Source organism: Brenneria roseae subsp. roseae (genome assembly GCF_003115845.1).
GTDB classification, from domain to species: domain Bacteria; phylum Pseudomonadota; class Gammaproteobacteria; order Enterobacterales; family Enterobacteriaceae; genus Brenneria; species Brenneria roseae.
This window is the reverse complement of record NZ_KZ819027.1, coordinates 63,097-85,335: the sequence shown is the minus strand read 5'-3', so window position 1 is coordinate 85,335 and position 22,239 is coordinate 63,097. Positions and strand designations below refer to the sequence as shown.

At 50.5% G+C, this 22,239-nt stretch carries 22 protein-coding genes; 10 read left to right on the top strand and 12 right to left on the bottom strand.

Translation table 11 applies throughout. The annotated features are described in order from the left end of the window. Window positions 1-91: 91 nt before the first annotated feature. From DDT52_RS09580 to DDT52_RS09570, 3 genes are all read right to left on the bottom strand, one after another. Window positions 92-583: a DUF2569 domain-containing protein gene (locus DDT52_RS09580; RefSeq protein ID WP_136156146.1), complete on the bottom strand. Its 492-nt coding sequence runs from the start codon at window positions 581-583 to the stop codon at window positions 92-94. A gap of 182 nt (window positions 584-765) precedes the next feature. Beyond that, the gene (locus tag DDT52_RS21155; RefSeq protein ID WP_247595513.1) at window positions 766-906 is read right to left on the bottom strand and encodes a hypothetical protein; all 141 of its coding nucleotides are present in this window, start codon (window positions 904-906) and stop codon (window positions 766-768) included. Window positions 907-997: 91 nt separating this feature from the next. Then, entirely contained in the window at window positions 998-1,882 is an 885-nt protein-coding gene (locus DDT52_RS09570; RefSeq protein WP_121588959.1) for a LysR family transcriptional regulator, read from the bottom strand. Window positions 1,883-1,990: 108 nt separating this feature from the next. Between DDT52_RS09570 and DDT52_RS09565 the strand changes: the two genes are divergently transcribed. Then, the gene (locus DDT52_RS09565; RefSeq protein WP_048637068.1) at window positions 1,991-3,070 is read left to right on the top strand and encodes a tartrate dehydrogenase; all 1,080 of its coding nucleotides are present in this window, start codon (window positions 1,991-1,993) and stop codon (window positions 3,068-3,070) included. 111 nt (window positions 3,071-3,181) lie between these two features. On the opposite strand, the gene azuC is transcribed toward DDT52_RS09565, so the two are convergent. Continuing rightward, a complete protein-coding gene (gene azuC, locus DDT52_RS21490; RefSeq protein WP_136156311.1) occupies window positions 3,182-3,259 on the bottom strand; it encodes a stress response protein AzuC in 78 nt (25 codons plus the stop codon). A gap of 363 nt (window positions 3,260-3,622) precedes the next feature. On the opposite strand from azuC, the gene DDT52_RS09555 reads away from it, so the two are divergent. The 3 genes from DDT52_RS09555 (at window position 3,623) to ydfZ (ending at window position 5,330) form a co-directional block, all read left to right on the top strand. Continuing rightward, the gene (locus tag DDT52_RS09555) at window positions 3,623-4,816 is read left to right on the top strand and encodes a multidrug efflux MFS transporter (RefSeq protein ID WP_136156145.1); all 1,194 of its coding nucleotides are present in this window, start codon (window positions 3,623-3,625) and stop codon (window positions 4,814-4,816) included. Window positions 4,817-4,850: 34 nt separating this feature from the next. Beyond that, complete coding sequence (locus DDT52_RS21380; RefSeq protein ID WP_281728906.1) at window positions 4,851-4,982, top strand: hypothetical protein; 132 nt, start codon at window positions 4,851-4,853, stop codon at window positions 4,980-4,982. 141 nt (window positions 4,983-5,123) lie between these two features. After that, window positions 5,124-5,330: a putative selenium delivery protein YdfZ gene (gene ydfZ, locus DDT52_RS09550; protein ID WP_136156144.1), complete on the top strand. Its 207-nt coding sequence runs from the start codon at window positions 5,124-5,126 to the stop codon at window positions 5,328-5,330. Window positions 5,331-5,479: 149 nt separating this feature from the next. Here the strand turns inward: ydfZ and DDT52_RS09545 are convergent, their stop codons facing one another. The 5 genes from DDT52_RS09545 to manD form a co-directional block, all read right to left on the bottom strand. Next, the gene (locus DDT52_RS09545; protein WP_109054489.1) at window positions 5,480-6,166 is read right to left on the bottom strand and encodes a GntR family transcriptional regulator; all 687 of its coding nucleotides are present in this window, start codon (window positions 6,164-6,166) and stop codon (window positions 5,480-5,482) included. A 174-nt stretch (window positions 6,167-6,340) separates the two neighbouring features. Then, the gene (locus DDT52_RS09540; protein ID WP_136156143.1) at window positions 6,341-7,807 is read right to left on the bottom strand and encodes a mannitol dehydrogenase family protein; all 1,467 of its coding nucleotides are present in this window, start codon (window positions 7,805-7,807) and stop codon (window positions 6,341-6,343) included. A 40-nt stretch (window positions 7,808-7,847) separates the two neighbouring features. Next, complete coding sequence (locus DDT52_RS09535) at window positions 7,848-9,218, bottom strand: MFS transporter (protein WP_136156142.1); 1,371 nt, start codon at window positions 9,216-9,218, stop codon at window positions 7,848-7,850. Window positions 9,219-9,421: 203 nt separating this feature from the next. After that, window positions 9,422-10,441, bottom strand: coding sequence for a Zn-dependent oxidoreductase (locus DDT52_RS09530; protein WP_136156141.1), 1,020 nt, complete (start codon window positions 10,439-10,441; stop codon window positions 9,422-9,424). Window positions 10,442-10,456: 15 nt separating this feature from the next. Further along, window positions 10,457-11,671, bottom strand: coding sequence for a D-mannonate dehydratase ManD (manD, locus tag DDT52_RS09525; RefSeq protein WP_136156140.1), 1,215 nt, complete (start codon window positions 11,669-11,671; stop codon window positions 10,457-10,459). Window positions 11,672-12,666: 995 nt separating this feature from the next. Here manD and DDT52_RS09520 point away from each other — a divergent pair. Genes DDT52_RS09520 through DDT52_RS09510 form a run of 3 tightly spaced genes read left to right on the top strand, consistent with a single transcriptional unit; the run spans window position 12,667 to window position 15,706 of the window. Next, a complete protein-coding gene (locus tag DDT52_RS09520; protein WP_136156139.1) occupies window positions 12,667-13,371 on the top strand; it encodes a 4Fe-4S dicluster domain-containing protein in 705 nt (234 codons plus the stop codon). After that, a complete protein-coding gene (gene nrfD, locus DDT52_RS09515; RefSeq protein ID WP_136156138.1) occupies window positions 13,364-14,326 on the top strand; it encodes a cytochrome c nitrite reductase subunit NrfD in 963 nt (320 codons plus the stop codon). The genes DDT52_RS09520 and nrfD overlap by 8 nt, the downstream gene beginning before the upstream one ends. Window positions 14,327-14,329: 3 nt before the next feature. Then, the gene (locus tag DDT52_RS09510; RefSeq protein ID WP_136156137.1) at window positions 14,330-15,706 is read left to right on the top strand and encodes an MFS transporter; all 1,377 of its coding nucleotides are present in this window, start codon (window positions 14,330-14,332) and stop codon (window positions 15,704-15,706) included. Window positions 15,707-15,715: 9 nt separating this feature from the next. On the opposite strand, the gene alkB is transcribed toward DDT52_RS09510, so the two are convergent. Both alkB and ada read right to left on the bottom strand, forming a co-directional pair. Beyond that, on the bottom strand, window positions 15,716-16,372 hold the full coding sequence (alkB, locus tag DDT52_RS09505) for a DNA oxidative demethylase AlkB (RefSeq protein WP_136156136.1): 657 nt from the start codon (window positions 16,370-16,372) through the stop codon (window positions 15,716-15,718). Between the two features lie 26 nt (window positions 16,373-16,398). After that, complete coding sequence (gene ada / locus DDT52_RS09500) at window positions 16,399-17,553, bottom strand: bifunctional DNA-binding transcriptional regulator/O6-methylguanine-DNA methyltransferase Ada (protein ID WP_136156135.1); 1,155 nt, start codon at window positions 17,551-17,553, stop codon at window positions 16,399-16,401. Window positions 17,554-17,818: 265 nt separating this feature from the next. On the opposite strand from ada, the gene DDT52_RS09495 reads away from it, so the two are divergent. Continuing rightward, complete coding sequence (locus DDT52_RS09495; protein WP_136156134.1) at window positions 17,819-18,553, top strand: DNA-3-methyladenine glycosylase family protein; 735 nt, start codon at window positions 17,819-17,821, stop codon at window positions 18,551-18,553. Here DDT52_RS09495 and DDT52_RS09490 read toward each other — a convergent pair. Further along, window positions 18,495-18,959, bottom strand: coding sequence for a multidrug/biocide efflux PACE transporter (locus tag DDT52_RS09490; protein WP_136156133.1), 465 nt, complete (start codon window positions 18,957-18,959; stop codon window positions 18,495-18,497). The two genes, DDT52_RS09495 and DDT52_RS09490, sit on opposite strands and share 59 nt — an antisense overlap. Before the next feature lie 156 nt (window positions 18,960-19,115). Here DDT52_RS09490 and DDT52_RS09485 point away from each other — a divergent pair, with 156 nt between their 5' ends. Then, complete coding sequence (locus tag DDT52_RS09485) at window positions 19,116-20,003, top strand: LysR family transcriptional regulator (protein WP_136156132.1); 888 nt, start codon at window positions 19,116-19,118, stop codon at window positions 20,001-20,003. A 502-nt stretch (window positions 20,004-20,505) separates the two neighbouring features. Then, complete coding sequence (fumA, locus tag DDT52_RS09480) at window positions 20,506-22,149, top strand: class I fumarate hydratase FumA (protein ID WP_136156131.1); 1,644 nt, start codon at window positions 20,506-20,508, stop codon at window positions 22,147-22,149. The last annotated feature ends 90 nt before the right edge of the window (window positions 22,150-22,239 follow it).

Here is a 22,239-nt window from a genome sequence, read left to right as displayed (position 1 = left end):
CGGCAGCCGTCACCCGAACGCCGCCGGATCGTCTCCGGCGGGCAATGACCGGCTGATGTTTCATTTAATAAATGAGCGAGCGTTAAATACTTTATTTACTGAAAACAACCGGCACTCTTTTCGAAAAAATAAAGTACGGTATCCAACCCGCCACGCCGATGGTCGCGGACATAAGCGCAGCAATATCATTTCTGTCCAGCGCCATATTAAACAGCTGTGCCGGAAGTAGCGTCATACAACAGATAACGACAAAATTAATGCCATAATAGGCAATCATGATATTACGCGTACCCTTTTTCCTGCTAAAAAAAGTCAGCGCGGCGAATAGCGCCATCAAAAGGGAAACCAACTGGCAAAACACGACAAATAAGCCGAAATAGCCAATAAACCCGGTTTGTTGAAAATGAATAACCATCGCTCTGACAATAGAAAATAGAGAAAACGGCGCCAGGATCAGAGACAGAATCAGTCCCAATGCGGGAAGATATAAAATACCGTTTATCTTCCGCATCTCCATTTTCTCGCATTCCGGGCACAGGCCAGATTCTTTTAGCGCATCGTTATCGCAATTCAAACATTTCATTTTTTATCCCTATCCAAGCAATAAAATCAAAACAATAAAGAAGAACACAGGCGTTGCATTACTGTTATGGAATGCGGCGTATCCATCGGTTTATATTCATCCTTTATTCCGCCATCAGTTTCCGGAGCATTCGTTCAGGGTTATTCAGGAACAAACGGGTGATCTGATAATGCTCCGTCTCCTCATAGGCCACCTGCTGAATACTCTCTTCGCTGAACTGGAAGATCGTGGTTTAAGTTTTTTGTGCCGCCTTCAGGATTAAACCCCATCGACACCGCAAGCGATTCCAGCAGCGTGGATTTTCCGGAACCGTTCTCGCCGATAAAAAAGGTGATTTTCGGGTGAAATTTCAGCGTTTCAAGCGATCGGATGGCGGACCCGCGGCGCTGGGTGAACGTTCCAGACTCACCTTTTTCATACCAGATGCTCAGTTAAATAATCAATGAACGCCGTGATTCTGGCCGGCACGTGCCGTCGTTGCTGGTAAACCGCGTGAATATCGGCCGCCGGTATCTCAAAATCAGTCAGCAGCGCAATCAATTCCCCCCGTTCAAGGTACTCTCGCACATCCCAGAACGAGCGTAGAATAATCCCATGTCCATCCAGTGCGTAATGCATGATTACCTCGCCGTCGTTACTCGACAGGCTGCCATAAACTTTATGGGTAAACTCTTTGCCCGACCGATAGAAACGCCATAACGCATAGTCACTTTCATATTGCCTCAGCACAATGCAGTTATGGGCGGACAAATCGGCGACGGTCTGCGGCGTACCGACACGGTCAATATAAGCTGGCGACGCACACAAAATACGGGGATTATCCAGCAGCTTTCGCGCAATCAGACGCGAATCAGGCGGCTCGCCAACGCGGATATCAATATCAATGGCGGCATCCAGCAGATTGATTGGCTGACTGGAAAGCTGAAGCTGAACCTCAAGACCGGGATGTAACCGTGAAAAAGACGAAATCAGCGGCGCCACATACCGACGACCAAACCCGAAAGAGGCATTCACGCTGAGCTTGCCGCAGAGCGAGCGCTGATTTTTAGCCACCGCGCTTTCCAGTTCAGCAATCTCTTTCAGTATCGGCAACGCGCCCTCAGCGTAAAGCATCCCTTCCGCCGTGAGATCCAAACGCCGGGTAGTCCGCTGTATCAACTGTACGCCAAGCCGTTTTTCCAATTGCGTCAGCCGCTTGCTGACCGCAGGCAGAGAGAGCCCCAGTTCGCGAGCGACGGCGGTCAGGCTACCTGAGGCCGCAATCCGGCTGAAAAAGAATAAATCGTTAACCGTCGACATAGATTCTTCTCTTAAATTCAACAATGCCTTGCCATTTAGGCCAATTGTTCACCATTTGCCAAGGAAATACACTCAATTCTCCCCCTACAGTGAAAAAAGGAATCCCCGATGTCCGGAAAAAAACACAGAATCGCCGTGATCCCCGGTGATGGCATTGGCAAAGAAGTGATGCCTGAAGGCGTGCGCGTCATACAGCGCGCCGCAGAAAAATTTGGTATCGCCATACAATGGGACTGGTTTGATTTCGCCAGCGCCGACTATTACCTGAAGCATGGAAAAATGCTGCCGGATGACTGGTTTGCAACCCTGAGCCATTACGATGCGATCTACTTCGGCGCGGTCGGCTGGCCGGATATCGTGCCAGACCACATCTCTTTATGGGGATCGCTACTACAATTTCGCCGGGAATTCGATCAATACGTCAACCTGCGTCCCTGTCGATTAATGCCTGGCGTCAAAGCGCCACTGGCCGGACGCAACCCAGGCGACATTGACTTCTATGTGGTGCGGGAAAATACCGAGGGAGAATACTCCAGCGTCGGCGGCGCCATGTTCGCCGGCACCGACCGTGAAATTGTCATTCAGGAAACGGTGATGACGCGCGTCGGGGTCGATCGAATCCTTAAGTTCGCCTACGAACTGGCAATGAAACGCCCGAAAAAGCATCTGACTTCCGCCACAAAATCCAACGGCATTGCGATTACTATGCCTTACTGGGACGGACGGGTAGCCGAGATGGCAAAACAGTATCCGGAAATCAAAGTCGATAAATTTCACATCGATATCCTGACCGCCAATTTTGTTCTGCACCCCGATTGGTTTGACGTCGTGGTCGCCAGCAATTTGTTCGGAGACATCCTGTCTGATTTAGGTCCCGCCTGCACTGGAACCATCGGTATCGCCCCTTCAGCCAATATTAATCCGGAACGAAATTTCCCCAGCCTGTTTGAGCCGGTCCATGGTTCTGCTCCCGATATTGCCGGTAAAGGACTGGCGAATCCCATCGGGCAGATCTGGTGTGGCGGCATGATGTTGGAACATCTGGGATATCCCGCAGCGGGAGCGGCGGTGTTGCAGGCGATTGAAACGGTACTGTCGCAGGGACCGGAGCAGGCGCCCCTTACCCGGGATTTGGGCGGCAAAGGCAATACGGAAACAGCAGGGAAAGCCATTGCGGCTGCGCTGTGACAGGCAGTGATACGGCAGTCAATCCGGCCTGCCATTTTATGGTCTGTCACTGATGAATCTCACAAATTCAATGCATAAAAAAGGCCGTGTAAACGGCCTTTTTTCAGGTAGTTAGTGCATGGCACCCGGCGGGATGTCTTTATGCGCATTGATGTAGATTTCCAGAATTTTTTTCAAAAAATTACGCATTTTATTCACCTTGATACGTTGTCATGTTGTTATCTCTAGGTAAAAGATTGTACGATTCAGCATCATCCATTGCAATATTTTTGTGATGAGCATCACAAAAATATTGCACTTTCGTCTCTCCTGGATGGTCTCTCACCGGCGGTGCCAAAAAACCGCCTTACCCCGCCATGCGCGGCGACAATACGTTTTGTAGCGAATAGTTACCGGACATTTGAGCAACAAAATAGCGCGCTATGTTATGCTTTTTATAAGAGATGAAAGTTTAGTCACCCTTCGTTATTTGTTGATATTAAAACAATTCAGCGCGCGGCTGCCTGATTTTCACCGTTGGCAATCTGCTTATTGAGGCTTGCTCCGCACACCATGGAAACCTGGAAACTCAATTTATTTTCTGCCTGGCTAGGGTGCTTTTTTACCGGTCTGGCCATGAGCCAGATATTACCCTTTTTGCCCCTGTATATTGAGCAACTTGGCGTACATTCACATGAGTCATTAAGCCTTTGGTCTGGTTTGATTTTCAGCTCTTCATTTATGGTCTCTGCGGTAGCGGCGCCGCTATGGGGAAGTCTGGCCGATCGCAAAGGACGTAAACTCATGCTGCTGCGTGCCGCGTTGGGGATGGCGATTGTCATGACGCTGCAAGGTTTTGCCACCAACGTATGGCACTTGTTTATTCTGCGCGCCATGATGGGGCTGACGTCCGGTTACATTCCCAACGCCATGGCGCTGATCGCCTCTCAGGTGCCGCGGGAGAAAAGCGGTTGGGCATTGGGTACGCTGTCTACCGGACAGATCTCCGGGGTTATTATCGGCCCGTTATTCGGCGGATTTATGGCCGATCATGTTGGTCTGCGGGTGGTATTTTTTATTACCGGCGGCATGCTCTTCATCAGTTTCCTGATTACGCTTTTCGCCATTAAAGAGAACATGATAAAAGTCAGCAAAGCGAACCGCCTGAGCGGCAAGGCGGTGTTTTCTTCCCTGCCTTATCCAGCCCTGATGGTCAGCCTGTTTGTCACCACCATGATGATCCAGATGGCAAACGGCTCAATCAGCCCCATTCTGACGTTATTCATCCGCGATCTCGCGCCCGGCACTGACAATATTGCCTTTATCAGCGGCGTGATTGCCGCCGTGCCGGGCATCTCGGCCCTGCTCGCCGCGCCTCGTCTTGGCCGACTGGGCGATCGCATTGGCGCGCATCGCATATTGATTGTTTCTTTAGCCTTCAGCGTCCTGCTTTTTTTCATCATGTCCGTGGTGCAAACGCCCACTCAGCTAGGGATACTCCGATTCATGCTGGGCTTTGCCGATGGTGCGCTTATGCCTGCCGTACAGGCGCTGCTGGTAAAATACAGCAGCCAACAGGTCACAGGCCGGATCTTTGGCTACAACCAGTCATTTATGTATTTAGGTAATGTGGCCGGCCCGCTGATTGGTTCCGGCGTGTCCGCCATGATGGGATTTCGTTGGGTATTTCTGGTCACCGCAGTCCTGATATTGTGCAACACGATACAGATAATCTTCAGCTTCCGTCGGGTGCCGGGAAAAGCCTGAGTACATCACATTACAGGAACACCGCTTTGTCCCCATGTTGACCACGGTGCGCCAGCCGGTTGAACAACTGGTGGAACAGGTGCTGATCAATTTGGCATTAGTACTCACCGATACCGCGAGCGGCGGTGTTACCGTACGCGTAAAGCCAATGTTGGTCATACGTTAACATGCCGGTATTTTTATTGGCATTCGATAATAACACGATGGTTTATATATGGATTCTCTATAAAAACCGTAATCTGCTGGTGAGGGGTTCCGGAGCGCAGTAGGATCGATTCGGTTTTATCGTCAAACGAAGGAGGTTAACGTGTACAAAGCGTATGACAGATACAGAAATCCGATCGACTCCGGTTGCCGCGTCATGCAGGCCGGTTCCCGTCTGGTCGGCACTATTGCGGCGATCCATGCAGAAAACCTGAAACGCGAAGAAGTTCGCCGGGCAAAATGCGTTGAACTGCAAGGCGTGAGTGGGTACTTTGCCCCGGAAGAGCTGATGCGTCTGGGACGTTCCTAGTTTTACCAGGTCTGTTTTTTAGGGCGGACCGTCACTGCGTGACGTTTTTTATTAAGCCTCGTTTTTATTCGGCTTGAGTTTTGTTATTCGGGCGTCGTGATGTCGCCCGACATGGATTGTCATCTCATGCCGATGCTCACATCGCCCCGTCAGGAATGTTCGAACCAGTCGCTGTTCTGCTGCGAAATAGGTGTAATCGAGTAAATCATTTCCTGTAGGTGTTCGCGAATCGCCTTTTCGGTGGCATCCGGATCGCGCGCCTTCAACCCGCTAAAAATCAGGTAATGTTGCTGAATCAGACTCACCGGCGGCGAAACCTGACTCAAACTGAGAAAGCGGACTCTGTCCATTGTGGCTTTGATCGATTCAATGGTTTCCCACGCCAGCGGACAATTGGCAATCTGCGTCAAAAACTGATGAAAGCTATCATCCAGGCTAAGAAATTCACGTATCCGGTTATTCTGCGCCGCCAGTTCCTGCCGGCGCAGATTATGTTCCAGAATCAGCAGTTGCTCATCGGTGACCGCTTCTGCCGCCCGGCGGGCAATCGCACATTCCAGCGCCTGGCGGATAAAACGCGCATCGGCTACCCGTTGTTCAGAAATTTTCATCACAAACGTGCCGCGTTGCGGCAGGATTTGTACCAAACCGGCTTCAGCCAGTTTAATAAACGCTTCTCTGACAGGCTGGCGGGACACGTCAAAACGTGTGGAGATTTCTTTTTCAGACAGCAGTTTACCCGGAGGAATATTGCATTCCACAATGTCTTTACGCAGCACACGGTAAATTTGTTGATTTACAGGTTCGTTGTTGTTGATCTGAAAAGAAGTATCCATACCGTCGCTTTTTACACCAAATGTTTATGGATTATGATACATGTTTCACGCTCGTCGCCCTAGGTGTAATTGCCGCTAAAATTTCAATAACCCGGGATTTTCGGTGATAAAAACCGCGTAAAAAAAAGCACGGATAGCATCCGCTACCGTGCTTCTTTCCGGCAAAGGCCATATTTACCAGTCAACGGTTGCTAACGTTCCCCGGACGCCTTTCTCCAGCAACGTCAGGTAGTACTGCATCACCGTGTCCACGAAGACGGTATTTTTCGGTAAATCCTGACCAAAGATAGCGTTCAGAGAAAGCAGCGCCGTCACACGGGCTTCACCTTCGGCACTGTTCTGCACGGTGTGGGCAATGACATCCTTCAGCGGATCGCTGATTTCAATCGGCTGCCCCTGCTCATCCACGCCGCCGACGTAACGCATCCAGCCTGCAACCCCCAACGCCAGCGCATCGAAACGGCTATCGTGCGCCAGATGCCAGCGAATAGAGTCCAGCATACGCTGCGGCAATTTTTGCGAACCGTCCATCGCAATCTGCCAGGTGCGGTGCTTTAATGCACGATTGCGGTAGCGTGCCAGCAATGCATCCGCATAGGCAGCGAGATCGACGCCCTGAGTACGCAATGTCGGGGCTTGCTCCCGCAGCATGAGATGGTGAGCGGCGGCGACCAGCATGTCATCCTGCATGCACTCGCTGATATGCTGATACCCGGCAAGATAACCCAGATAAGCCAGAAACGAATGGCTACCGTTCAGCATACGTAGCTTCATCTCCTCAAAGGGCAGCACATCCCGCACCAGTTCCGCGCCGGCCTTTTCCCAATCGGGGCGGCCGTTGACAAAGTTGTCTTCGATAACCCATTGAAAGAATGGCTCGCAGGCAACGCCTGCCGGATCGACAACCCCCAGTTGCTGCTGAATCGTCTCCAGGGTTTCAGGCGTAATCGCCGGAACAATCCGATCGACCATCGTTGACGGAAAGGTAATGTTTTTTCCAATCCACTGCGCCAATTCGGTGTCCTGCTGCTCGGCCAGTTGCACAATCACATTGCGGGTAACGTGACCATTTTCCGGCATATTGTCGCAGGACATCACGCTGAAAGGCGGCACCTGACGTTCACGCCTGCGTTTAATGGCAGCCAGGATCACGCCGGGCAGGGAGCGTGGCTGGTCAGGAAACGACAAGTCATGGCGAATCAGCGGATGTTCGATATTTAACAGGCCCGTTGCCGGAGAGTGGCAATAGCCTTTTTCAGTGACCGTAATCGATACGATAGCAATATCCGGCGCGCTCAAGGCCTCCAGAACCGCATCAATACCTTCAATTTCGGCATGCAGGGCTGACGTCGCGACGCCAATCACCCGGCTCTGCCATCCGGTATCCGCCATTTCGGACACCGACCAGAGCAAATCCTGCTGGCGAATCGCGTCGATTTGCTGTTCGCCGCCAATCAGATTGATCTCGCAATATCCCCAGTCGCTGCCGAATTCTGATGCCAGTTTATCCGCACACACGGCCTGGTGCGCCCGGTGAAAGGCGCCAAAACCAAGATGGGCGATACGCGTTTTTAACTTGCTACGATCGTACCGGGGTACGATAACCTGCGGTTTAAGCTCATTAAACTCAGTGATATTCATAATTTTCTCTGATTTTATACTCAAAAAATACAGCCTGGATTTATGCCGCGTCTTCCAGCTCATCCAAATCGCGATCTTTTACCTCAGGCATACAGATTGCGGAAATTAGACCTATCAGCGAATAAACAATCACCATTACCGCAATAGGCCACCAGGAGTCGGTGATATTACAGAAAATACCCGCCAGTAACGGGCCGAATCCGACGGCAACCAACCCGCCCGTTTCTTTGGAAATCGCCATTTGCGTAAAGCGGTTCCGGGCGCCGAACATTTCCGCCATCGTGATATTTTCCAGCGCAAACAGACCTAATACGGCGAAGTTATGGATAACAATGATACAGGTGATAATAATGTTAACATCTGCGTTTTTATCCACGATAATTGAGAGCATCGGATACGCTAATAAAATCGCAGAAATATTCAGAATAATATAAGGCGTCCGACGACCTATTTTATCAGAGAGCCACCCCAGCAATGGAATCGTGATAAACCCGATAATAGAGCTGATCATAAGCGCATCGGTGGGAATATATTTCTCAAATAACAGCGTCTGTACCAAATAGCCTGCCAGGAATGTCTGAATCAGCCCCGAATTACCGGCTTGTCCAAACCGTAATCCCGTCGCCAGCCAGAAAGACTTGCCTTTGAACATTTCCAGTATGGATTTCGGTCTGTTTTGCTCAACAGCGGCAGTCGAAACGGAATTCATTTCCGCCGCCTCGTTGCTGACTTTTTCAAAGACCGGACTTTCTTTGAGGTGCATACGCAACCAGATGGCGAACAGCATCACTATCACACTGGCCAGAAAAGGAATACGCCATCCCCAGGCCAATAATTCTTCTCTGTCGAGCGCAAAGAACATCACCGCCCATATCGCCGTGGCGCTGAGTGTTCCGCAGTTGGTTCCCATCGCCACCAAAGAAGAGATAATGCCACGTTTGCCTTTCGGCGCATATTCAGCCAGCATCGTACCGGCGCCAGATATCTCCGCGCCCGCGCCCAGCCCCTGAACAATACGCAACGTCACCAGCAGTATCGGAGCGAAAATACCGATCTGGGCGTAGGTTGGTAAAACGCCGATTAACGTCGTACAGATCCCCATCATCGTGATGGTAATAAACAGCACTTTCTTTCTGCCTACCGAATCGCCCATTCTGCCGAAGATAAAGGCGCCGACAATACGCGCCACATAGCCTGCGCCGTAAGTGCCCATTGCCAGAATCAACGCCATCGCCGCCGATTGTTCAGGAAAGAAGATCTCATGGAAAACCAATGCCGCACCGAGTGAATATAACTGAAAATCCATAAACTCCAATGCAGTCCCTAACCAACCGGATACGGCCGCCTTGACCAAATCAGCGGTACTCCTTACAGGCTTATTTTGTCCAGACTCTATTTTATGCTTATTCATATATACTCTCGACGGTTTTAGTTATGGGTAGAGCACAGCAATAAAATCACTGCTTATAATGGTGTCATAATGCGATCCAGGTCTCATAAAATAAGATCTGGATCAGTACAAAAAGAAATAACTGCTATTAAATAAATCGTTACATGTGAATATAATTTATATTGGCTTACCTCTTGAAAATAACCCCAATATTATTAACGTTATCAGTCGTTAAATGTCAGTAACACTTTGCAACAGTTTTTCTGATCTTTCTCAAAAACCTCAATAGCTTGAATTACCTGCTGATATTCAAATTGATGTGTAATTAATTTTGACGGATCAATACTTTTATTTTTCAACCAGTCAATCACTATTGGGAATTTATTGGCATTCAGTCTGGACGAGAATATAGACAGTTCCTTGCTGGTTATTCCCTGCTGGCTTACCTGACAAGGCTCGCTGGAAAAACCCATAATGGCGATGCGTGCCGCAGGCGAAGCAATCGTAATCGCTTCTTGCAAAATGGACGGATGGCAAGCAGCGTCAATAATCAACGTGGGCTTGATATTCAGCGCGTCCAGTTCTTCTTTCAATGACAGCGACGTATTATTAATGACTCTGTCCGCTCCATTACGCTGCGCCATTTCCAACCGTTCGGGGATACGATCAACGACAATGATCTCTTTAACCTTGTACACCCCCTTCAGAACCTGAACGGATGTCAGCCCCATTGGTCCCGCACCATAAATCAGCACAACGTCCTGTTCCGTCGGTTTTACCTGCGCGGTCACATTGGCGGAAATGGTAAACGGCTCCACCATTACCGCGAATTCATCCGGGATATCATCCGGAATGTGGTATGCATTTTTCGACGGTACGACGGAATATTCACTGAACCCGCCATCACGGTGTACACCCAGCACCACCAGTGATGTACAGACATTCGGTTTGCCGATGGAACAAGGATAGCAATGGCCGCAGCTCACCACGGGATCGACCGATACCCGTTCGCCAAGGCGCGCCGGATCGACGCCATCGCCTACTGCGTCGATGACGCCAAAGAATTCATGTCCAATCACCCGCGGATATTTGGCAAAAGGATTATGTCCCCGGTAAATATGGCTGTCCGAGCCGCAAATACCCGCCAATTTTACCTTAACCCGCACTTCTCCTGCGCTGGGCTGGGACAGGCTGCGCTCTTCGATCACCAGTGTATTCGGCTGCTGTATCACAATACTTTTCATGTAATTAACCTCTTATTACCAATTCCACAGCGTGCCATCTTCCAGGCGAGCCACCGGCAGGTAGGCAGGCTCATAGGGATATTTGGCTGCCAGCTTTTCATCAAACTCGATACCCAGCCCAGGCTTGTCGCCAGGGTGCATGTAGCCATCGTCAAAGACCCAGCTATGCGGGAACACTTCCAGCATTTGTTCCGAATACCCCATATATTCCTGTACGCCGAAATTAGGCACCCAGAGATCGAAATGCAGTGCCGCCGCCATACAGATCGGTGACAAATCCGAGGGGCCATGAGAACCGGTGCGAACCTGATACAGGGATGCGAAATCAGCAATCCGGCGCATCCCGGTAATCCCGCCGGTGTGGGTGATCGTGGTACGGATGTAGTCGATTAACTGCTCTTCAATCAGCTGCTTACAATCCCAGATACTATTGAATACTTCACCAACCGCAATCGGGGTAACGGTGTGCTGGCGGATTAAACGGAAACACGCCTGATTTTCAGCCGGGGTGGGATCTTCCATCCAGAACAGGCGGTAATCTTCAATACTCTTGCCGAAACGGGCGGCTTCTATCGGCGTCAGCCGGTGGTGCATGTCATGCAGCAAGTGCTCCGAGAAACCGAATTTGTCACGTACCGCTTCAAACAGTTTTGGGGTGAAATCGAGGTATTTTTCTGTCGACCACAGTTGCTCTTCCGGCCAGTTTCCTTTGGTTGCCGGCTCATAGGCCAGCCCCTTCCCTTTTGCCATACCGTAAGTCGTTTTCATGCCGGGGACGCCGCATTGCACGCGAATAGCCTTAAATCCCATATCGCGGTGTTTGGCATAATCATCCAGCACTTCATCAATGGTATGCCCGGTTGTGTGGCAATACACCATCACGCCAGTACGCGATGCGCCGCCCAGGAGCTGATAAAGCGGCATATTGGCCACTTTGCCTTTAATATCCCACAGCGCCATATCCACCGCGGAAATGGCCGACATCGTAACGGGGCCGCGACGCCAGTAGGCGCCCTTATAGAAATACTGCCAGATGTCTTCAATCTGATGCGCATCACGCCCAATCAACTGCGGGCATATATGATCCTTGAGGTAAGAAGCGACCGATAGTTCACGACCATTCAGCGTCGCATCACCAATACCGGTCACACCGCTGTCTGTCGTAATTTTCAGGGTAACAAAGTTACGCCCCGGGCAAGTAACAAACACTTCAGCGCTGACAATTTTCACTTTACTTATCCTTCTCTACTCATGACTGTTCATATCTTCAATGGCAACTACCATACAAGTATATCTAGTATTATAATTTGAATCACTTCACATTTATGCTGAAAAAATGTTCAGGAGGCGGGAAGGCGGTGCGCGAATGGCTACGGATGAGCGGCGTTAATCAATACATTCGGCATCCCCCATCAAAACGGGAATACGATAATGAAGGCACCGAAAAAGAAATATGAATCCTGGTATTACCTATTTCCTCTGGTAAGCCAATACTTACCCTGCCAATAAAGGTGGTTTCAATATTCATGAAACGATTATGAAATAGATTAAAAATGTTGTAATAGTTCAAGTAATTGAAAATCGGAATAACGTCCACCAGCAATAAATCGTCCGATCTTTCCCCGCCTTATTGCAAATGACACGTTTGGCGTTCGTAATACGGAACAACGCTTTGTCAACGGCTTACTCTTTCCCCTGAGAGCTAAAACGTTTTACATAACCCTGATAAAATAAATAAAAATCAAATAGTTATAAAAAATCAATTCAATAAATCCATTATAATATGACATAAATCAACTAATATAAAAATGCGCTAACGGCCAAATAAAAACAACTCTCATTACCAAAACCTTTATGCAAAAATAAATATTGGTTATGCATAAAATATTCACGTGCGATAAAAATGAAGAATTACCCGACTCGCTCAGATAACAGGCATTTATAATAATCCGATAGGTAATTTATATAGCGGTATGAATAAATAAATGTGACTAAGAGCACAACTACATTCCGGCCCCTATGGTCAAATAAAATGCATAATAAAAGTATGGTTTACGAGTAAATATGTTGTCTGAAATGCAATATTTTCAGTCAATATCCCCGACCGGATTTCAAGACGCAGGACGCCAGACGCCCTGCGGTTAGAAAGCCGTTCGGGAATAAATGACGTCTTATTCTCGGTGCTGTCTCAGCGCGGCTACCGCTTCAATGTGAAGGTTTATGTTATGGAAGAATTTTCTCGCCGTCGTTTCATTGCTTATATAGGAAGCGCGATTGTCGTCACCGGGAACACCAGCCTCGCGCGAGCGCAGACGCAGGACGAACCCGCGAACACCGCCAAATCAACCGCGGTCAAATATGGTCTGTTACACAACGAACAGCGCTGTATCGGCTGTAACGCCTGCATCGGCGCCTGTAAAACCACCAACAGCGTGCCCGATGGCGTTACCCGACTGGAGATACTGAAAACTGTCGATATACCGGCGACGGAAACCACGCGCTCCTTCAAACAGTATTTCCGTAAATCCTGTCAGCACTGTGAAAATCCGCCGTGCGTCTCGGTATGTCCGACCGGAGCGTCCTTCAAGGATGCATTAACCGGCATTGTCGATGTTAACGATAAACGCTGCGTCGGCTGCCGTTATTGCATTGCCGCCTGTCCTTATCATGTGCGCTTTATCAACCCGGTCAGCAAGACGGCGGATAAATGCAATTTTTGCCGGGAAACCAATCTGGCCGCCGGGAAACAGCCGGCCTGCGTGGAAATATGCCCGACCAAAGCGCTGGTGTTTGGCGATCTGAACGATCCCGACAGCGATATTTCAAAAATGATCAAGAGCAATTCAACCTATCGGTCAAAGGTCTACCTTGGCACCGAACCGCAACTTTATCGTATTCCGGGTAGACGGGGAGAAATCGACAATGCATAACGCCTTCCAGTTTGACTCCCTCGTCTGGGATTGGCCCATCGCCATTTATCTACTACTCGTCGGTATTTCGGCAGGGATGGTATCGCTATCGATTCTGATCAGGTATTACGTTCCTGCGGAATACAGCGGCAGCAATATTGTGATTAAATCCACGGCCATCGTCGCCCCGTTGGCCGTTATTCTGGGTCTGGTCATTCTGATTTTTCACCTGACGCGGCCAATGACGTTCTGGTATCTGATGGTGTTCTATAATCCGACCTCCATCATGTCCCTCGGGGTCATGCTATTTCAGGTGTACTTTGTGGTCATCCTGCTATGGATAATTAATCTCTATAAGGAAGGGCTACTCAGCCTGATTGAAACCCGATTGCACCGCCCGGCGTTGACGTCGCTGGCGCAAAGCATCACCGCCATCATCGCCAAAAAATCCGCTTTGATTGAAAACGTGCTGCTGGTGCTGGCTATTCTGCTCGGCTGCTATACCGGTTTCCTGCTCTCCGCGCTGAAATCTTTCCCGCTGCTCAATAACCCGGTGCTCCCCGTGCTGTTTTTGGCCTCAGGAACAACGTCCGGCATTGCCGTGATGATGCTTGCCAGCGCTATGAGCCGCCAGTCCTCCGGTAATACGGCAACCTTGCACTTTATTCACCGAATAGAAAACCCGGTGGTCTATGCGGAACTGTTCCTGCTGTTTGCCTTCTTTATCGGCTTGTTACTGGGGGGGGGACAGAAAACCGTTGCCGCACACACGGCGCTCAGCGGCTTCTGGGGCGGCGTATTCTGGATCGGTATTATCGGTGCCGGCATTGCCGTACCGCTGATCGCCGGTTTTATGCGTAACCCGCATGCGCATCCTGGTAAAGGACACCTGGTTGCCATGGCGACGCTAAGCTTGCTCGGCGTGTTCCTGTTACGCCTGTTCGTGCTCTACGCCGGACAAATGACGGTGGCCTAGTCAATGAATACGTCATGGGTCTTATTCTGGATTGCATCTATCACTTTTTTTATGCAATCCCTGGATACCACCATGCTGTATATCGCTATTCCGGCCATCGCGGATTCACTGCATCAACCGGTGCTGCATATGGAAATGATCGTGATTTCCTATGTCATTACCGTCGTGGCGTTTACGCCAGTCAATGGCTGGCTGGCGGAACGTCTGGGGGAAAGAAAAACCTATTTGCTGGCGATAGGCATCTTTTCACTGGGTTCACTGTTATGCATCACCGCGAATTCTGTCATCAGCTTAAGCGCCTTTCGTTTTATTCAGGGGATCGGCGGCGCATTGATGTTGCCCATCATCAGAACCGTGATATTAAAAACGACGCCGCAGACCATGAAGCTGATCTTCCTCAATCGGATTACCCTGCTGGGTTTATTGGGAACGATGATTGGACCGGTATTAGGCAGTTTGATCGTTAATCTTTTTTCATGGCGGGCGATTTTTATTGCCAATATTCCGCTGTCGTTGTTTTGTCTTTTTCTGGCGAGGAAATATATTCCAAACGAAAACAGGGAAACAGAACGGCGCACCGACCCTTATGGCCTGATATTGCTGGTGATCACGTTATTTTTAGCCGCGTTTATCCTGACCGCCATACCGAAAAACATTATCCCAATGCCTGTCGCTCTATTGTTAAGCCTGTCTGGTATCGGTCTGGCGTTTCTTTATTTCAAACAGGATATGACAAAGAAGGAGTCATTATTCCCTGCGTCGCTGTTTGAAATAAAAACGTTCTCCATTGGGATGATTGGCGGCATGTTAACCCGGATTTTACTGTCGTCCACCCCCGTCGTGCTCTCATTAATGCTGCAAACGACCCTGGCGTGCAAGCCGGTTGAAACCAGTATCATTCTGCTGCTGTTCTCCACCGGGGCGCTACTGTCAAAAGTGCTGTTCGAGCCCATGATAAAACGTACCGGCTATAGACGGCTGCTGATGTTGACGACCGGGTTTACATCGATATGCATCCTTGCTTTGAGTTTTGCCGTGCAGGAGAAATCGATGATGCAGATCGGCGTTATTGCGGCCATTCTGGGCGTATTGATTTCAACCCTGCATTCGGCGGAAAGTACGCTGGCCTTCAGTAATCTGAACCACGCCACGTATAACAGCGGTAATAATATGTTGACCATCACACAGCTTATTTCCGTTATGGTCAGTATGGCCCTGACGTTCCCTATATTACGGTTTCTCTCTCAATTTGAAGTCATCTTTAAATTAAATAGTTTCAGCCTGTTGTTTTTATTATTGGGAATTGGGTTGCCGATTTGCTGCCTGATATTTAAATCACTCAATGACGACGATGGTCATCATTTTATTCACGGGCGATAAGAGAAAGTATCACCCGGCTTTACGAAACGTCAGATTAAAACGATATTCTCCCGGTACGCTGTCGGGCACCGCGCCGCTTTTCAGCGGCAATATCCCGTGGTAACGAAGCCGCGACTCGCCACCCCACACGACTACATCACTATGCAACAGCGAACAGCGCTGAGCCCGATCGCTGCGCTTCAATCCGCCAAATAAAAACAGGGCTCCCAGCCCCAGCGAAAGAGAGACAATAGGCTGGCTGAAATCACGCTCGTCCTTATCCTGATGCAGCGACATCCGCGCCCCGACATCATAGCGGTTAATCAGACAGGCATCAGGCGCAAAATTCTCAAAACCGGCTGCGCTGGCGGCACGCTTCGCCAATTGGGAAAAAACAGCCGGCATAGCGGGCCATGAGTGCCCGCTAAGAGGATCAACCGGCGAATAGCGATAGCCGGACTCATCCGTCACCCAGCCCAGCGCGCCACAGTTGCTCATCGCTACCGACATGACATGCCCGCCCGGCGTCATCATATGGCGCAACGGCGCACGCTTGATGACCTCAGTGATTGCCGACATCAACACCGCAGCCTCCGGATAAGCAAATCCGTGCAGAATAACCGCGCCCGATGCCAGCGTTTCCGTCCATCGTTCCGGGGCTTCATCCGCAAATAAATCAAGATTCATGATATGCGACTCCTCGTTTTCCACCATCACCCCTTGTCCGCCGAATCGCGCTTAGCCAACGTCGCAGGAGGTCTATCGCCCGCGAGTAACGTTTCCTGTGTTAACAGGGCTCGCTTACGCTCCACGCCCCAGCGATATCCCGACAGTGCCCCATCGTGACGAACCACCCGGTGGCAAGGGATTGCCACCGCCAGACGGTTGGCCGCACAGGCGCCCGCAACAGCCCGAACCGCCATCGGCGATCCAATCTGAGTCGCAATCTCCCGATAGCTGGCCGTCTCGCCAACGGGAATATCCCGCAGCGCCTGCCATACCCGCTGCTGAAAAGCGGTCCCCCGGATATCAAGCGGCAATGCGAGCCCAATATTCGGATCATCGACAAAACCAACGACCTGCGCCATGCGTTGTTCAAAATCCGCATCGCCGCCCACCAGCTGCGCATGAGCGAACATAGCCTGCAATTCATTGACCAGTTGCTGCGGTTCATCCCCTAACAGAATGGCGCAAACCCCTCGATCGCTTTCAGCGACCAGAATGTCACCAACCGAACAGACGCCGACGGCGAAGTAGATCGTCATCCCTTGTCCTTTGTTCTGAAACGTCGTCGGCGTCATTCCCAGCAAGGCATTGGCTTCCGAGTAGAAACGCCCATTGGCGCCATAACCGGCGGCCAATATCGTTTCCGTAACCGAACCATTTTCCGTCAACTGTCGGCGAATCTGCTGGTGGCGATGGGCACGGGCATACTGTTTCGGCGTTACGCCCGTTATCGATTTAAACAGACGATGAAAATGAAAAGTACTCAACCCCACCGTCTTTGCCAACACCGCCAGCGCTGGCGTATTCTCTGCCTGCTCGATGATGCGGCAGGCATGGGCAATCTGTTCCGCCTGCTGAGCCGCCCTGGATATCCGGCCCTGACGGCAACGCTTGCAAGGGCGAAACCCCGCCGCTTCCGCCTTATCAGGCGAATCAAAAAATACCACGTTTTCACGCCTTGGCTGACGCGAAGCGCAGGAGGGAGAACAATACACCCCGGTCGTTTTGACGGCATAAACAAAGTGGCCATCTGCCGCTTTGTTTCGGGTGCGTAAAGCCAGCCAGCGCAGGTCTTCATCCTGATCGGGTTGAACAACCTGATGAATTTGATCGTTCTGTTGGCGTGGATCGGTTAGTTTCATTTTTCACCTCGCGCGTCATGATTGTCGGAAGCCTTTTTAAGGGCGTCCTCCACCATAAGATGAAGAGAAATGGTGAACACGCCCAACTCTTGCTTTTTAATTCCAGGCATCGCTCATGATCATCCATAGCGTAGCGGATCATCCTATAATCGCCTATGCTCAGGTTTTCTGACCGATAGGTTACATTCGTTATCCTTCAAGCTCAGATGCGTAGATTACCTATTGAAACCTCAAGAATTATCCTCTCGATCATGGAAAAACAGTGATGACGCCCAACTCTCAGCGGGATTTTGATCGTAAAGCCATTGCACACCTCAGCGCCATTAGCGAACGCTGGGCCAGCCTGATATCGCAAGTGGGAGTATGTCGTCATCAAACCGCACCTCACAGAGAACCTTATGAGGCATTGATTCGGGCGGTCGCTCATCAGCAGTTAACCACCCGAGCCGGTGATTCGATGGTGACAAAACTGATCAATATCCACGATGGACAATTTCCCAGTGCGGAACAGATGGTTGCCTGCTCAACGGAAACCCTGAGACAGTGCGGGTTTTCCGCCCGCAAGGTAGAAACGCTGCATGCCATCTCCCACGGCGCCCTGAGCGGTTTGGTGCCCAGCTTAAAACAGGCCGCCGACATGGATGATGAAGCCCTTATCAGGCAGTTGAGTTCATTAAAAGGGATTGGGCGCTGGACGGTGGAAATCTTTCTGATTTACTCGCTGGAACGTCGTGACATTATGCCGCTTGACGATCTGGGCATCAGGCAGGGATTGCGCTATGTCTACAATCTGCAAGACATGCCGACTCGCTATGTCCTGCGCGAACTGAGCGAACCATGCCAACCCTACCGCACTATCGCGTCGTGGTACTTATGGCGCGCGCTTGAACTGCCAACCTATCAGACGTTCAAACTGGCACTCCGGCCGCCATCCCCGACCGTCAGCGCAGGCGGGAATTTACCGACTCGCCCCGCATCCCGGCGTGACGACGATGAATGATGCGCTCTCGCAGCGTGTCATAGATCCAGTTATAGGCCATGGTGTAAGGCAGGAAGAACAGGAAAAAGCCAATCTCTACCATCAGGGCCTGCCACAGCGTTATATTCAGCATCCAGGCGGCCAGCGGCAGGCCGATCAAAATGAACCCGCCTTCAAATCCTAATGCGTGGCCAATACGCACCGGCAAACGTCGTTTCACTCGCGTCACGGGCCACAGCCGATCAAAGACCGAGTTATAAATGATATTCCAGATCATCGCCACGCTGGATAGCATGATGGCCAGCGCGCCTATATCAAATATCGGTTTATTCATCAGCCAGGCGCCGACTGGCGCGCAAATCATCAATGCAATCAGCTCAAAGCCGGCCGCATGGCAAATGCGCTCACGTATTGTTTTCTTTTGCATAGCACTTTCACTCATTCTTCAGATTGCGCGGCATACATACATAGTTTCCGCTTTCACGCCTTTTCTCCTCATAAAGAGAATAAGCGTGACGCATTTTCATCGTAATAAGTGATAGAATAAAATTAGAATCCATCGATAAAAACGATAGAGATGACAATGCGCTACTCCCCTGAATCGCTCATGGCTTTCATGGCAACCGTAAATACCGGTTCTTTTTCCGCTGCCGCCCGCCAGTTGCACAAGAGCCAATCCACAGTGAGCGCCGCAATAGCCAATCTGGAAACCGATCTGGGATTAATACTGTTCGATCGCTCAGGTCATCAACCGGTGCTGACCCAGCCAGGCAGAAAGGTGCTGACGCATATACAGGCCATCCTCTCGGCCAGCGATGCACTGGACGAACTGGCAATCCGGTTGGCCGATAATATTGAGCCTCGGCTGACCTTCGTGCTGTCCGACACCTGGAAAACCACGCATTATGAACCGGTGCTTCAGCGCTTTGCCCAGCGCTTTCCCGATATTGAGTTTGAATGCCTGATTGCGGAAGATGACGATGTGATTGACCTGCTGCAATCCGAGCGTGCACACGTAGGACTCTTGCGCGCCCAGGCCGATTATCCGCCGGATATTGCCGCTTCCCGCTTGCAGATCAAAACCGAAATGGCGGTATTCGTCGCGGCTAGCCATCCTCTGGCATTGGCAAAAAAGGTCACCCGCAGCCAGCTTGCCACCGTTCGGCAGCTCTACCTGAACACCTATAAACGCAGCGATCGGCTACAGGCGGAAGGTATCGTGTGGTCGGCTCCTTCTTATCTGTTGTTGCTGGAAATGGCGCAACAAGGTTTTGGCTGGAGTATTTTGCCGCGCTGGCTGGTTTCCCGCTATGATCATCAAATGCTGGTGGAACTGCCGGTGGCAGGATGGCCGCAGCTCATTGAGGTCGATGTAGCCTGGTCCAAGCCACATCCGCCCGGCCCGGCAGGCCTGTGGATGATTGATAACCTCCTGGCTCAACAGGAAAATACGCCAGATTTCCGAGACTGAATCGCTTTCATATTCGTCGCTGAGAAACGGTGATATTTCCCCCACAGGAGGGGGAAGCGTGGTTTATTTGCTTATATTATTTTCGCCTTACGCAATCCGTTTAAAAAAATAACGGAATTAATTGAATGGTTATTATTGTCAAATGGCGTTATTACTTTAATTAATAAAGTTAATTAAATAACTTAATATCCCGAATCCTAATAATCAAACCTATTTGATTACAATGATTTTACTTTTCCTCATTAAGACACAAACGTAAAGATAATATCGCGATTGATTGCCAATTATGTGATGTATCAAAGTGGTACTCCCCGACACAAAACCATACTATTATAAGGACTATTACTTTTGTATTTGTGCCAAATGAGAATGCCACAACGATAAAGAACCGCTTTCGATACCCGCGTGGGAGAGGTGTTCGGACTGATACAAAAGTCATTAATAGAGAATTGAATCATACCAGATACAAGCCTACTAATAATGCGAACGCGAGTGAGAAAAAATGTCGAATAAACCCTTTCATTACCAAGACCCTTTTCCGCTAGGTCAAGATGACACCGAGTATCGTCTGCTGAGCAGCGACTTCGTTTCTGTAACGCAATTTGAAGGTCAGGATATTCTCAAGATTGAGCCGGAAGCCCTTACCCTCCTCGCTCAACAAGCCTTCCACGATGCCTCTTTCATGCTTCGGCCTTCCCATCAACAGCAAGTCGCCAGCATCCTTGACGATCCGGAAGCCAGCGAAAACGACAAATATGTCGCCCTGCAATTCCTGCGGAACTCTGAAATTGCCGCCAAAGGCATTCTGCCCACCTGTCAGGATACCGGCACGGCGATCGTCGTCGGCAAGAAAGGCCAGCGGGTCTGGACCGGCGGCAATGATGCCGAGGCGCTATCCCGCGGTGTGTACAACACCTTCACCGAAGATAACCTGCGCTATTCACAAAATGCCCCGCTGGATATGTACAAAGAGGTGAATACCGGCACCAACCTGCCGGCACAGATCGACCTCTACAGCACCGATGGCGAAGATTATAAATTCCTGTTTGTCACCAAAGGCGGCGGTTCCGCGAACAAAACCTATCTGTACCAGGAAACCAAAGCGTTACTGAACCCGGGAAAACTGAAAAGCTTCCTGATTGAGAAAATGCGCTCGCTGGGTACGGCGGCCTGCCCGCCGTATCACATCGCGTTTGTCATTGGCGGCACCTCTGCCGAAACCACGCTTAAAACCGTTAAGCTGGCCTCCACCAGATACTATGATGAACTGCCCGCTGAGGGGAATGAACACGGTCAGGCCTTCCGCGATATCGCCCTGGAACAGGAAATTCTGGAAGCCGCTCGCGATCTGGGTCTGGGCGCACAGTTTGGCGGCAAATACTTTGCTCACGACGTGCGTATTATCCGTCTGCCGCGTCACGGCGCATCCTGCCCGGTCGGCATGGGCGTTTCCTGCTCGGCTGACCGCAACATCAAAGCTAAAATCAACCGTAAAGGGATCTGGCTGGAGCAACTGGAACAGAACCCGGGTAAATACATCCCTGAACGTTTGCGTGAAGCGGGTGAAGGCGATGCCGTCAAAATCGACCTGAATCGTCCGATGGCGGAGATCCTGAAGACGCTGTCGCAATACCCGGTGTCGACCCGCCTTTCCCTGACCGGCACGATCATCGTTGGTCGTGATATTGCGCATGCCAAACTGAAAGAACGTCTGGATAACGGCGAAGGCCTGCCGCAGTACGTCAAAGATCACCCGATCTACTACGCCGGCCCGGCCAAAACTCCGGCAGGCTACGCTTCCGGTTCATTAGGCCCGACAACCGCTGGCCGTATGGACTCGTATGTTGATTTACTACAGGCCAACGGCGGCAGCATGATCATGCTGGCAAAAGGCAACCGCAGCCAGCAGGTTACCGACGCGTGTAAGAAACACGGTGGTTTCTATCTTGGCAGCATCGGCGGCCCGGCGGCGATTCTGGCACAGAACAGCATCAAGAGCCTGACCTGCGTGGAATACCCGGAACTGGGTATGGAAGCTATCTGGAAAATCGAAGTGGAAGACTTCCCGGCCTTTATTCTGGTGGATGATAAAGGCAATGACTTCTACCAGATGATCCAGAACGCCAAATGCACCCAGTGTGCATAAGAAAATGCGCTAACACGTTCCCCGGCGTACCACGCCGGGGATGTTATATATGATGTCCTGATTAGCCCCAGTGCTCTACCGTCGTTTCCC